The sequence below is a fragment of the Bradyrhizobium guangzhouense genome, from assembly GCF_004114955.1.
GTDB classification, from domain to species: domain Bacteria; phylum Pseudomonadota; class Alphaproteobacteria; order Rhizobiales; family Xanthobacteraceae; genus Bradyrhizobium; species Bradyrhizobium guangzhouense.
On sequence record NZ_CP030053.1, the window covers coordinates 1,149,785 to 1,161,903 of the forward strand.

A 12,119-nucleotide genomic window follows, 5' to 3' on the forward strand; every position below is an offset into this window, starting at 1 on the left:
TCATTGCTCACTCCGCTTCCCAGCCCCGTCAGCGGTCTAGTTGATTCCCGGATTCGCGGGCAATCGCGCAGGCTGCACGGGCAGTCACTCCGTGGCGCGTTGTGGTGTCGCGGCCACAACGACACCGTAAAATCCCGGGTGAAAACGCCGAAGATCCCCGGCATTTCGCGCGATGCGTGTATTCCGAACCCGTTGCCGCAGTCGGGAAGATCATCCCACCATCCGGTCCCGTCCGCTCCAGAAGCCGGCGCGCAGCACCTTCTTGTCGACCTTGCCGACGCCGGTCATGGGAAGCTGCTTGACGAACTGGATCTGCTTGGGCGCATGGGCCGCGCCCTTTCGCGTCCGCACCATGTTGATCAGCTCGTCGGGATCGGGCCTCGCGCCCTCACGCGGCACGACGATGGCGGTAACGGCCTCGCCCCATTTCTCGTCGGGGATGCCGACGACCGCGACCATCGCCACGTCGGCATGTTGCGACAGCACGTCCTCGACCTCACGCGGAAAGATGTTGAAGCCGCCGGTGACGATCATGTCCTTCTTGCGGTCGAGAATGAACATGTAGCCGCGCTCGTCCTGGCGCGCGACGTCGCCGGTATGAACCCAGCCGTTCTTCAGAGTCTCGGCGGTGATATCAGGCCGCTTCCAGTATTCCGCCATCACATGCGGTGCGCGCACGCAGATCTCGCCGGCCTCGCCTGTCTTCACCTCCTGGTCGTCGTCGTCGAGAATCTTGACCTCGCACGCCGCGATCGGGAAGCCGCAGGACAGGAACAGCTCGGGCGTTTTGGGGTCGTGATCCCTCTTGCGCAACACCGAGACCGGATAGCATTCGGTCTGGCCGTAGAGCTGCGAGAACACCGGGCCGATGCGCTCGATGCCTTCGAGCAGCCGGCTCGGCGACATGGCGGATGCGCCATAGAGCACAAGCTCGAGCGAGGAGAGATCCGTCTTGTCGAGCGCGGGATGATCGAGCAACACGTAGATCATGGTCGGCACGAACAATGTGAAGTTGATGCGCTCGCGCGCAATCGTCGCCAGCACGGCCTCGGGATCGAAGCCCTTCAGCATGTGCACGGTGCCGCCGCGCATCAGCGTCGGCAGCACCTTCGTTCCGGCGACGTGGCTGATCGGCGCCACCGTGAGATAGCGCGCGGCGTCCGGAATCTCGAAATCGGCGAGGATCGCGCCGGCCGCTCCGGCGTTCTCGCGGTGAGTGCGCAGCGCGCCCTTGGATTTGCCGGTCGTGCCGCCGGTGTAGTTCAGCGTGGAGAGATCGTCGAGAGTTGCAAGGCATCGGGCGCTGGCATGTCCGGCGTTTTCGATCGCCGCGAGCAGATCGACGCCGTAGTCGGCCGGTCCCATCGTGAAGACAGCTTTGAGCAGGGGCGACTTCGCTGCGAGCGCGCCGCCGCGCTCGCGAAACGCAGCCACATCAACCACCAGCACCTCCGCCTCGGAGTCCTCGAGCTGGAACAGCTGGTCCGTCTCCGATCCCAGCGGATGCAGCCAGGTGATGCAGCATCGCGACGTCTGCGCAGCGACACCGGCGCACCAGGTGTCGGCGCGGTTGGCGGTAAGGAACGCGACGCGCGCCCCCGGCTGCAGGCCGAGCCGCATGAAGACGCCCTGGATGCGTCCGATCAGATCGAGCGTGCCCTGATAGCTCAGCGATCCGCCGGGCCAGGCAAAAGCCGTGCGGCCGGGATAGCGCGCTAACGCCCGTAGCGTCTGCGCACAAGTCGGGGACGATGCGTGAAGCGGATCGGACATATGTTTCCTCGTTGCTTTGTCATCGGCTTCTCACGTGCCAATGTTGATGGCGAGGCTAGCACAGAGAATGCGGGATGGAATGGAAATGCCCGCGCGGGGAGGCATGCGTGACGTCAGATCGACTGCAGCGTTTTCACGATCGTCTCAGCCTGCCGCTGATCGCTGCGCCAATGTTCCTGGTGTCGGGCGTCGAGCTCATGGTTGCGGCCTGCCGCAATGGCGTGATCGGCAGCTTCCCCACCGTGAATTGCCGCAGTCCTGAACAACTCGATGGATGGCTCGCCGAGATCGCAACGCGGCTGCGCCAGCACGAGGATCAAACCGGCCGCAAGGCCGCGCCGCTTTGTCCGAACCTGATCGTGCATCGCTCCAATGCGCGGCTGGAGCAGGATCTCGCCGTGCTGCTCGAGCACAAGCCGGAGATCGTCATCACCTCGGTTGGCTCGCCGGCGCCCGTGCTGAAGCCGCTGCATGATGCAGGCAGCCTGGTGCTGGCGGACGTCGCCTCGATCCGCCACGCCGAGCGCGCGGCGGCAGCGGGCGCCGATGGGCTGGTGCTGCTGACGGCAGGCGCGGGCGGACAAACCGGCTGGCTCAATCCCTTTGCCTTCGTCCGCGCAGTGCGTGCGTTCTACGACGGCATCATCGTGCTCGCCGGCGGCATCAGCGACGGCCGCGCGCTGCATGCCGCCGAAGTGCTCGGCTGCGATCTCGGCTACATGGGCACCAAATTCATCGCGACGCGCGAGAGCATGGCGGACGAGCGCCACAAGCAGATGCTGGTCGACAGCAGCGCCGACGACATCCTGCTCACCACCGCCTTCACCGGCTTGCAGACCAGCATGCTGAAGCCGTCGATCGTCGCCGCCGGTCTCGACCCCAATGATCTCCCGGCGCGTGGCGCGATCGATATCGGCAAGGACATCGATGTCGGCGCGCGCGAGGTCAGGCCGAAGCGCTGGCGCGATATCTGGAGCGGCGGGCATTCGACGTCGGGCGTATCAGGCGTGATGGCAGTCGACGACCTCGTCGCAGCAACGGTCGCGGAGTACCGCGCGGCAAGGGAGCGCTAACCTTCCGCGCCGCCAGGCACAGTTAATCCCGCATGGCTCCGCAAGCCCGCATTTAACGGCAGATTAACCATCGCCCGCCAAGAATCCCCCTCACGGCCGCCAATCAGGACGAGAGGGACAGGCGATGGATTTCGATTTTCTCAACAGCAAGACATCAGCCACGCTGGACGAGATCCGCGTTCGCGTCGCCCATGCGCTGGCCCGTCACCCACTTTGCCGCAATGTCCGCTTCGACATCGTCAGCGTCCCCCGCACCCGCCGGGGCGGCAATTGGACGGTGGCGCTGCAATCGGTCGAGCCGCGTGCGGTCTGGGAGGCCTCCGAGATCGTTGCCGACATCCAGGACGCCTACGATCTCGCCGTAGCGGCTTGATTTCGCGAGGCTTTCTGGCTCCGTCGCTCCAGGCAGGGCGATTGTCGCCGCAAAGGCACACTCAAGCCTTAATTCGTGCCCTTTTGCCGGGCATCTCTAACAACATCGTGAAGCGGTCCTTCCGGAGAGACGTTTGTCCAGAGCCATCACCATCACCGTGCTGACCTGTATCCTCGTCCTCGGTGCCGCCACCACTGCCATCCTCGGCCGCGACAGCGTGCCCAGTGTCAGTGCCGAGATGATCACCCAGGCTCCGCCCAAGCCGCTCGCCGCCAACCGAGCCGCCAAGGCCGACCGGCTGGTTCCGACCCTGGCGCTGGCCTCGGCCGCGATCGACCCGGTGCAGGTTCCCGCCGACCGGCTGTCGCAGGCGCCGGTGCCGACCGAACCGCTGCGCCAGGCCTTTGCCGCGGCGACGCCGTCCGATTTCCCGATGCCGAAAGCGAGCGTGAACGAGGCGCCCGCTGCCCCCGAAACCACCGCTGCCATCGAGCCTCCGCCGAAGCCGAAGCCGGTTGCCAAGCCGCTGCCGCAAAAGACCTACTCTCTGCTCTCCGACGTGCAGATCGCCGGCATTCGGGATCGCCTGAAACTGTCGTCGTCGCAGGAATATTATTGGCCCTCGGTCGAGAGCGCGCTGCGCAACGTCGTCAAGAAGATCTCGGCGAACAAGCTCTCCAATCCCAACGGGCCGAACGTGCAGATCGATCCGAATTGCGATGAGGTCCAGCAGCTGAAGTCGGCCGCGATGCCGCTGCTGTTCCAGTTGCGTGACGACCAGAAGGACGAAGTGCGCAAGCTCGCCCGCATCATCGGGCTCGAGAAGGTCGCGCAGCAGATCTGACGACTGTTTCCTCCCGGGAACCACGTCTTTCAGGAACATCCGGCAATCCCAACGCGTTGCCCGCTCCAAACAGGGAGTGGGCCAATGCGTGCCTCGACAGCTTATTTCGTCGGCGCCGGATCGATCGTTGCTGCCATTGCCATCGGTCTCGGTGGCGGCATCGTTGCCGGCAATATCATGAATCCGATCGCGCCCAAGCACGGGCCCGACACCAGCAAGGTGGCGTCGCGCGCGGAAACCAACCCGCCGTCGGAGCGCGTGCCATATCTCACGGGCTCGCAGGCGTTCAGCACGGTCGTCGCCGCGCCGGCGCAGGCGCAGGGCGAAGCCAAGCCCGACGCGAAGCCTGATGCGGGGACAACCGAGGCCAAAGCTGAACCGCCGGCGCCGCCCGCGCAGACCGCGGCCGTCGAACCGTCCAAGCCGGCGCCTTCGTCGTCTCCGCAAGCCACAAAGCCCGCCGAGCAGCAGGCCTCGACCGAGCCGGCACCCTCGCCCGAGAATGCCTATGCCAAGGCCAGGGATTCCGATGTCAAGCGCGCCGCATCCGAGCGTCGACGGGCGGAACGGCACGAGCGCTGGGCCGAACGTCGTCGTTATGAACAACGCGATGCGCGTGGCGGGCGCGACCAGACCAATTGGGATGACGTCGCGCGGAGCGACCGCGAGGATTCTGATTCGCGTGATTTTGCCGGTCGGCAGCGCGGCGGCTTGCCGCAGATCCGGCTGTTTGGCGACGATGACGACTAGCAGCTGATGCCGCGCACACGAATGTGAGCGGCAGCGACGGCTTCAGCAGGCCGCCTGTGCAAGGCGAGCAGGAAGACATGTCAGCCGCCGTGCGACTCCACCACCTTGCGGCAGCCGTCTGAAAGCTTCGTCTTGTTCTCACGCAGGCAGGCATTCATCTCCGGCGGCTTGCCGATGTGCTCGGCGCAGAACTTGCTGGCATCGCCGCGGCACGCCATCTGCTCCTGCGGCGTGGGGCCGGATTGAGCTGCGGCTGGCAGGACGGCGGCAGTGAGCAGCAGCGCGGCAAGAATTGAAGTCTTCATAAAGCACCTCTTTGCAATTGCGGTGGTTGCGCTGGGGATCGAGCGCGGCGGACCATCTCGCGGAGATCCCTGGTCGGTCCATGCCATGTTCATGGCATCGGCTCGCAGGCTTGGCCTGCCGCACCCCCATCTTCATGGCATGTCTTGGTGATCAGTCTTTTGCCATTGAGGCTGGACGTCGGCCGCGAGATCAGGTGATTGCACCAGGGCGCCGAACGGGAAGCAGGAGAGCAAGATGTCGAAAAGAGTGGGAGCGCTGAGCGCCGGGCTGACGGTGATGATGCTGGCGGGTGCGGCGATGGTTTCGCTGGGCACGAGCCCGGCGCAGGCGGTGATCTATTGCAAGACGGTCGGCGTGCCCAAGGGCTGCGTGGTGCGGCCGGATGCGGCCGTGGTGGTTGCGCCGGCGGCGCCGGTTGCGGCTGCGGCCGTGGTGACGCCCGGCGTGGGCGCGCCCGGTGTCGGCGTCCGCGCCGGGACGCCGATGAATCGTGGCGGCCCGGTCAACCGCGTCGGCGTGCGCTGACGACTTTGTTGGATTGAGTTGGTTGCATTCTTTCGGGCCAGGGAGCCCGCTGCAAGCGCAGCCTGCGAACGAACCCCCCGTCCTTCGCAAGCCAATATCCCGGCCCGATCCCTCTCCCCGCACGTCCCACGCGCCCGGGGAGGGGGCTTTTCAGCCGCCGGCCGCATCGCTGTCGGGAAAGATCTGCGGCAATTGCAGCCGCACGCGTGTGCCCGATTCATCCGTGCTCAGCTCGAGAACCGCGCCGCAACGCCTCGCGCGGCTTCTCATGTTGCGCACGCCGCGCGCGGTCTGGCTTGCACCCGCAGCTTCGCCGTCCTCACCAAGCGCAAAGCCGCGACCATCGTCCGCGACGCTGATCGCGCCGTAGGGCCCCTGGCCGTCGTTGCGTGTCTCGACGGTCACGGTGATGTGGCGCGCGTCCGCGTGCTTGACCGCATTGGTCACGGCCTCGTCCAGGATGCGCACGATCTGGATGACGTGCCAGGGCCGCAGCTCGGGGTGCAGCGGCAGGCCCTGCGGCGTCGCCACGCGCCAGTCGAGAGCGATGTCGTGCGGCCGGAGCTGCATGACCGCGCGCTCGCGCCAGGAGCCGAGCGCGAGCATGAGATCGCCGCCGATGTCATCCATGGAGTCGATGACGAGGCGCAGATCCTTCAGCGCGGCGCGCGCCGCATCGGTAATGGTCGCGCCCTCGTGCCCACGCTCGGAGAGCGCGACGATGCTGATGAGCTGGCCGCCGAGACCATCATGCAAGTCACGCATCAGCCGGGTGCGTTCGTTGGCCAGCGCTGCGGCCCGGGCGCGCGCCTCCTCGCGGGCAAAGCTTGCTTTCAGCCGTTCCTCCGCCTCGCGCACGCGTGCGACGAGCTGGCCGGCAAAGCTGTCGACCTGGTTCAGCGCGCGGGCGAAGCGCCAGGTCAGCCCGGCGCCGATCGCAATCAGCAATGCCGAATAGGACAGCCGCGAGACGAAGGTGCGTTCGTTCGGCATGATCTCGAACACCGACAGAATGTCGTGGACCCAGCAGGTCAGCACCACGGTTGCCGCACAGCCGAGCGCGAAGCTCGCGACATCCTGTCGCCGGAACACGGCGTAGGCCGCGATGCCCGCCATCAGCACAAGGCAGAACCCGACGGTGGGGATGCCGAGCAGCAGGAAGAGAATGCGCGGCAGCGGCGGCCCCGCGATGAGGCCGCCTGCGATCACGATAAGTCCGGGCACGAACAGCAGCACCCCATAGCGCGGCCAGCGCCAGCCGAGGAACAGCACGGCTGACGCCACGATCAGCGCGCTTTCGATCGGCGCGGAGGAGAGCAGCACACCGACCAGGCGCGACGAGGCGGCCGGCGGCACCGGAGGCGTGATGAAAGCCTGCACGACGCCGAGCACCATCGCGGCCGCGAGCACGCCGTAGACAGGCTCGTGCCGCCGCATCAGCCACATGATGGCGAGGATGACGGCGAGGATCGACTGCCAGGCGGAGAAAACCACGGGCAGCGTGACGAACAGCAGCGTGCGGGTCTCGAAGGCCGGGCGCAAGGCGGCGTCCGGGCCGACATAGACGGTGTCGAGGAAACCGCGCAGCGGTCCCCACACGAACAGCCGCACCGAAATGTCGTTGCTGCCCTTGCGCAGCAGCGAGGCCGGGATCATCGCGATCTCCGGCGTGTTGCGATCGGGCCGGTTGGCCGTGGGATCGCGCCGGGAGTCCAGGATCGTGACGCCGTTGATCGCGACCTCCACGCCATTGCTGAAGCGCGGCAGGAAGACCGACCAGGTCGTGCCGGCGCCATCGGCCCTGAACACAAAGCTGCCTGAATAGAGCGGCGGATCGGCGAGCGAATAACGCGACGCGGTGAAGTCCGGCAGCGTCACGGGCCGTGTCGTGCCGGCTTCGCGCAGTGAGAACTCGCTCACGGCAAAATCATCGGGGTCGCGCGGCTCCAGCAGCCGCAGCCCGAGGAGGCTGGCGATCACGATCAGCGCCTGCAGCAGGAGATACGGCACGATGCGCGCGAGCCGCTGCTTCTGCCGCGTGGTCACGGCCTTCGCGGCAATCTCGCTCACAGCTTGATCAGACCCTGCTGCACCGCCTCGAACACCGCTTCGCTGCGCGTGTGCACCTCGAGCTTGCGATAGATGTTCTTGATGTGGCCGGGCACGGTTTGCCGGGACAGACCGAGGTGGCCTGCGATCTCGGCGTAGCTGAATCCCTTGGCGATGCCCCAGAGGATGTCGATCTCGCGCGGCGTCAGCTTGGCGGTGTTGAGCGCCGGACCCGGCGGCGGCTCGGCCGAATTCTGTGTTCGCCGCACGATGAAGCGCGCGATCGAGGCCGAGATCGGCGAATGTCCGGCGACCAGATCGCGCACGGTGGTCGCGATGTCGGTCGGGAAGGCGTCCTTGAGCAGATAGCCGGTGGCGCCGACGGTGATGGCGGAGATCACGCTTTCCTCGTCGCCGAGCGCCGAGATCACCATGATCTCGGTGTTCGGAAAGCGCTGCCTGGTCTCACGGATCAGCTCGACGCCATGGCCGTCGGGCAGCCGCAGGTCGGTCAGCAGCACGCGGGGCGCGCCGGCCGCAAGCCCGCTCCGGGCTTCGCCCAGCGTGCCTGCCGTGCGCACCTCGTAGCCGGCCTTCGTCAGGGCGTCCTGAAGGCGCCAGCAGGTCGGTGCATCGTCTTCGACGAGGAGGATGGTGATGGCCTCACCGGTCTCGTCCTGGTCCGTCATGATCATGGTCCTGCGCCGCGTGTCCCCCGCGGCGTGTGCGGCCAGTCTAGCCGTGGCCATGGGGGCGCGACACCCATAATCATGGGGGCGAGGGCACGCGTCGAGAGCCCAACGGCTTGATTGGCGCACTCCGCGCGGCGTTACTTGCTCGCCAGCGGCGAGGCGGTATTCGCCGCGGGCAGCGCAGGTGCGGGCATACGCTGCACCGAGATTTTCGCCGTGCCGGTGTTGTTGTGATAGAATAGGTCTGGCGGGCCCTGGATCACCATGAGCCACGACGGCACCATCGATTGCGGCAAGAGCTGCGGAAAGATCTGCACCGCATCATTGACGTAGAAGAACAGCTCGCCCGAGTCGGGGGCGATGAACTCGGCGACGATGCGGTCGGTCAGGGCTTCGTTCCGCCAGACCTGTTCTGCATCCGCGAGCATGTCCTGAGGGATCGGCTCGAAATTGCCGAGCGTTTTCAGCTCGTCCTTGAAGCGGTCGATGTCGTCGAGGCTGACAGGATATTGATCCCGTCCTTCGACATCATCTTCCGCTGGAAGTGTCGGCTTGATCCGGCGCGGCAAGGCGTCAGCCGGGATCACGTTGATCGCTTGTAGCGGAAGCTCGGTGACCCCTTTGGTCCCGATGCGTACCACGGGCTGGAACCAGTTTGCTGCGTAGAGACGCAGTTCGGGCAAAGCGATGGTGTGACGCAGCCCATGCGTCCGGAAGCCGTTCGCTCCGCTCATGGTGGTGCGGTCGAACCAGGGCTCTTTGACATCGATGAAGACGCGATATTTGCGGCCTTTCTCGACCGCGAGCCCGCTCCACCAGCAGAACGTCCTGGTATCGAACATCGCGATCGCATCGGTCGGGTCGTCACGCACCGGTGTGCCGATCTGGGGTGATCCGGCAGCATCCTGGTTTGTGGTGCAGACTTTCCCGAGCGCGACCCGTCCGGTGAACAGGCTGTTCGACAGCATCAGTGCCGCCGAGCCGAAGATCGTGAGCAGGAAGATGGCCGGCACGAGCCCCTTGGTGATGACGAGCCCTGCCGGACCGGCATTCATCCGCATCCAATGGCCGAACTTCAACAGCCGGCCGGGCTCGTCGATGTGGCTCAGGCTCGCCTTGCGGCGGGGCGTATTCCAGGCGAGGCGCGCGCGTTCCTGGATGGTATCACGCAGCTCCGAATTCTTGTTCCAGATCCACCAGGTCAGGATCGCCACGACCAACGTCATGAACGGATAATAGATCGCAATGTCGAGCCAGGGCGCCGCATAGGACGGCATCACGCTCCTGACGAGATTGGCGAATGGAGCCACCACGGCGCCAAGCACCCAGTCGATGTTGGCGATGAAGGAGACACCCTCATGGCCTACGGGACGTTTGGACCATTGAATCAGCGGATAGGAGATCCACGGCCAGCTGGCGATCACGCCGACCATGAACAGCAGCGCGAAATAAGCGACGCGGCGCCACCACACGGTGTCGCGGGCGAGCGAGGCCATTTCGGCGTCGGGCATGCTCATCGCGGTGAACGCCTCGGCTTCCTTCTGCCGACGCGATCCCCGCGCCTTCGTCAGATAAGCCCCCTTCATCGCCTCGCGCGTGCCCTCGTCGGTGAGGTCGAGCTTGCTGCCATCAGGCATCAGCACCCGGGCGTCGGCAGGAAGCATGATCGGCGCATAGTCGTCGCAGCCGTGCAGCATGCGCTCGACCACGGCGAAATGCACCACGGGCGTGCCGCCATTGGCCTTGCCTGCCAGGACCGGACGGGGGCCGTAGCGATACAGCACCGCCGCGCCGCTGCGTGAATCATGCAGCGGCCCGATGGCCGATTGATAGTCCCTGAAATGCTCGACCGTGCCCTTCTGGAAGCGAAGCTTGTTGCCGAGCTGGTCGGCCATCCAGACCAGCGGCACGAACGACAATGTGCAGTCGGGATAGCCGCCGCCGATGTCGGAGTGGACGCCTGTGAACCACACCTCCTTGACCATCTGGTCGGCGGCGAGATGAGACTGGTCGATCCGCAGCGGATGGAAGGTGGTGCGCTCGTCGTCGAGCGCAAGTGCATGGCAGATGTGCTTCGCCTTGTGCGAAGGGCGGTGGTTGCGGAACGAAATTGGCCAGATCGCCCAGTCGATCGCAACGCGCAGCTCCTCGATCGGGACTCCGAAAGCCTCGACCGTGTCGAACAGTCCGAGGAAGTCGATATTGACGTCCTTGCGGCCGTTCATCGCGGTGCGGACAGCGCTGTAGGGGCGGTGTCCGAAGATCAAATGATAGACGTAGAGCACGATGTCCCGGATCAGGCGCGCGATCCAGATCGTCGGCAGGCTGCGCTGCCACGGGACGGTCTCGCGGCGATATTCGCGCCACGCGGACATGGCATTGCGCTCCATCTCGGCATGGGAGACGGGCTCGTCCCCGATCACGGCAGGCACCAGACCCTGGCTTGCGATCAGGGCCGCCAGCGTGCGCGCGGTGAAGGCACCGCGGCTGAAGCCGAAGATGTAGATCTCGTCGCCCGGCCGCCAGTTCCAGCACAGGAAGCGATAGAGCTTGCGAACGTTGGCCGGCACGCCGATGCCGGTCGCGCCATCGAGCGCGGCGAGCGGCGCCCAGCCGGCGGTGCCGACGCCCTTGATGTAGTAGGCGATCTGGTCGGGCTGGGTATGGTCGAGCGCCTCGTAGAGTCGCCAGACGCTGGATTCCTGGGTGGTGAAGGCGTTGCCGGTGCCGTCGGCGAACAGCACGAGCTTGCGCGGCGCCCGCGCGCCGGGTGCAGTCGCATTCCCGTCGGCATGCGCGTGGTCCGGTGTTGCGGGACTGCCGTGCGGCGTTTCGTCATGGTGGGTCATGGGCCCCTCCGAGATTTCCGTCGGGGATGCTTCAAGCCCTGATGGGGTGGCATCCTCCGAACCCAATCGATAGACGCACGATGAAATGATGGATGTATTGTGCCTGCGAGCGCGCTGAGGTAGCAACCAGGATGGTGCCGACCCGCTCGGGCCGTCTGTGAATTGGGCCACAAGGGGCAAAAGAAATGCCCGGGGCAAGGCCCGGGCATGACACCTGTTTGCGAAGCGGTCGGGTGGCTGGCTTCTACTTGCCGTTGCCTCGGCAGGCGCCGCCCGGTCCGATATGGTAGCCGCGCGGGCACGCATGCGCGCCAGGGTCGGCGTAGTTTCTCAAGCAGCCGCCATAGGGGCCGCGGTGCCAGCCGGCGCCGCAGCCGCCGGCAACAGTGATGACATCGCCGCCGCCCTGGGCGCCGTACGGCGCCAGCGGCATCGCCCGGGCAGAGCTGACGATCACACCGAGCGCAAGCGCCGTGGCAAGGATGGTCCGGATCATGATGTGTGCTCCTGGCTCTGTCGCCTCAGTGGGTGGCCGCGAAAGCGATGCCGGCACGTATTTCGGCGATGGCGTTGTCGATCAACCCCAGCGCCCGTTCGCGATGGCCGCCCTTGTTGGGCTCGGCCTTGGCGAGCTCGGCGCGGGCCGATTGCAGGATCGCGATGGCCTCGTCCATGTGCGGCTGCGCACCGAGCGCGTAGCCGATGCAGAGGCTGGTTGCGATGGCGCCGCCGAGCACGAGGCTGCGGGGTAGAGAGGTTCGCATGTCGATGTCTCCTCCAGCGGGCGTCAGGCTGGGGCCGCCCGGTTGCCCGGACGCGATTCGCGTGTGGGGGAATGTCGCATCCGTTGCCTGCATAGGATGGCGGCGTGAGGGGCGTCTTGGA

Annotated in this window: 12 protein-coding genes; 5 read left to right on the top strand and 7 right to left on the bottom strand. The window is 66.0% G+C overall.

The genetic code is table 11. The annotated features are described in order from the left end of the window. Window positions 1-210: 210 nt before the first annotated feature. The gene (locus XH91_RS05660; protein WP_128949662.1) at window positions 211-1,773 is read right to left on the bottom strand and encodes an AMP-binding protein; all 1,563 of its coding nucleotides are present in this window, start codon (window positions 1,771-1,773) and stop codon (window positions 211-213) included. Between the two features lie 107 nt (window positions 1,774-1,880). Here XH91_RS05660 and XH91_RS05665 point away from each other — a divergent pair, with 107 nt between their 5' ends. From XH91_RS05665 to XH91_RS05680, 4 genes are all read left to right on the top strand, one after another. After that, entirely contained in the window at window positions 1,881-2,846 is a 966-nt protein-coding gene (locus tag XH91_RS05665) for an NAD(P)H-dependent flavin oxidoreductase (RefSeq protein ID WP_128949663.1), read from the top strand. 124 nt (window positions 2,847-2,970) lie between these two features. Next, the gene (locus tag XH91_RS05670) at window positions 2,971-3,219 is read left to right on the top strand and encodes a hypothetical protein (protein WP_128949664.1); all 249 of its coding nucleotides are present in this window, start codon (window positions 2,971-2,973) and stop codon (window positions 3,217-3,219) included. A gap of 133 nt (window positions 3,220-3,352) precedes the next feature. Then, entirely contained in the window at window positions 3,353-4,063 is a 711-nt protein-coding gene (locus XH91_RS05675) for a hypothetical protein (protein WP_164933626.1), read from the top strand. A gap of 84 nt (window positions 4,064-4,147) precedes the next feature. Beyond that, window positions 4,148-4,813, top strand: a complete 666-nt coding sequence (locus tag XH91_RS05680; protein ID WP_128949665.1) for a hypothetical protein — start codon at window positions 4,148-4,150, stop codon at window positions 4,811-4,813. Between the two features lie 80 nt (window positions 4,814-4,893). Here XH91_RS05680 and XH91_RS05685 read toward each other — a convergent pair whose 3' ends face one another. Continuing rightward, window positions 4,894-5,118, bottom strand: coding sequence for a hypothetical protein (locus tag XH91_RS05685; protein WP_128949666.1), 225 nt, complete (start codon window positions 5,116-5,118; stop codon window positions 4,894-4,896). Between the two features lie 235 nt (window positions 5,119-5,353). Here XH91_RS05685 and XH91_RS05690 point away from each other — a divergent pair, with 235 nt between their 5' ends. Next, the gene (locus XH91_RS05690) at window positions 5,354-5,644 is read left to right on the top strand and encodes a hypothetical protein (RefSeq protein ID WP_128949667.1); all 291 of its coding nucleotides are present in this window, start codon (window positions 5,354-5,356) and stop codon (window positions 5,642-5,644) included. A gap of 150 nt (window positions 5,645-5,794) precedes the next feature. Here the strand turns inward: XH91_RS05690 and XH91_RS05695 are convergent, their stop codons facing one another. The 5 genes from XH91_RS05695 to XH91_RS05715 form a co-directional block, all read right to left on the bottom strand. After that, complete coding sequence (locus XH91_RS05695; protein WP_128949668.1) at window positions 5,795-7,714, bottom strand: sensor histidine kinase; 1,920 nt, start codon at window positions 7,712-7,714, stop codon at window positions 5,795-5,797. Further along, window positions 7,711-8,382, bottom strand: a complete 672-nt coding sequence (locus XH91_RS05700; RefSeq protein ID WP_164933625.1) for a response regulator — start codon at window positions 8,380-8,382, stop codon at window positions 7,711-7,713. The genes XH91_RS05695 and XH91_RS05700 overlap by 4 nt, the downstream gene beginning before the upstream one ends. A gap of 140 nt (window positions 8,383-8,522) precedes the next feature. Next, window positions 8,523-11,234 carry a T6SS phospholipase effector Tle1-like catalytic domain-containing protein gene (locus XH91_RS05705; protein ID WP_128949670.1) on the bottom strand — a complete coding sequence of 904 codons (2,712 nt, stop codon included), beginning with the start codon at window positions 11,232-11,234 and terminating at the stop codon, window positions 8,523-8,525. A gap of 244 nt (window positions 11,235-11,478) precedes the next feature. After that, window positions 11,479-11,730 (bottom strand): GCG_CRPN prefix-to-repeats domain-containing protein, encoded by a 252-nt coding sequence (locus tag XH91_RS05710; protein WP_128949671.1) that lies wholly within the window; start codon window positions 11,728-11,730, stop codon window positions 11,479-11,481. 25 nt (window positions 11,731-11,755) lie between these two features. Next, entirely contained in the window at window positions 11,756-11,998 is a 243-nt protein-coding gene (locus XH91_RS05715; RefSeq protein ID WP_128949672.1) for a hypothetical protein, read from the bottom strand. Window positions 11,999-12,119 lie beyond the last annotated feature (121 nt).

Coding starts and splice junctions, on each gene's coding strand:
- XH91_RS05660 (WP_128949662.1), bottom strand. CDS start 1,773: ATGTCCGATCCGCTTCACGCATCGTCCCCGACTTGTGCGCAGACGCTA.
- XH91_RS05670 (WP_128949664.1), top strand. CDS start 2,971: ATGGATTTCGATTTTCTCAACAGCAAGACATCAGCCACGCTGGACGAG.
- XH91_RS05680 (WP_128949665.1), top strand. CDS start 4,148: ATGCGTGCCTCGACAGCTTATTTCGTCGGCGCCGGATCGATCGTTGCT.
- XH91_RS05685 (WP_128949666.1), bottom strand. CDS start 5,118: ATGAAGACTTCAATTCTTGCCGCGCTGCTGCTCACTGCCGCCGTCCTG.
- XH91_RS05690 (WP_128949667.1), top strand. CDS start 5,354: ATGTCGAAAAGAGTGGGAGCGCTGAGCGCCGGGCTGACGGTGATGATG.
- XH91_RS05700 (WP_164933625.1), bottom strand. CDS start 8,382: ATGACGGACCAGGACGAGACCGGTGAGGCCATCACCATCCTCCTCGTC.
- XH91_RS05705 (WP_128949670.1), bottom strand. CDS start 11,234: ATGACCCACCATGACGAAACGCCGCACGGCAGTCCCGCAACACCGGAC.
- XH91_RS05710 (WP_128949671.1), bottom strand. CDS start 11,730: ATGATCCGGACCATCCTTGCCACGGCGCTTGCGCTCGGTGTGATCGTC.
- XH91_RS05715 (WP_128949672.1), bottom strand. CDS start 11,998: ATGCGAACCTCTCTACCCCGCAGCCTCGTGCTCGGCGGCGCCATCGCA.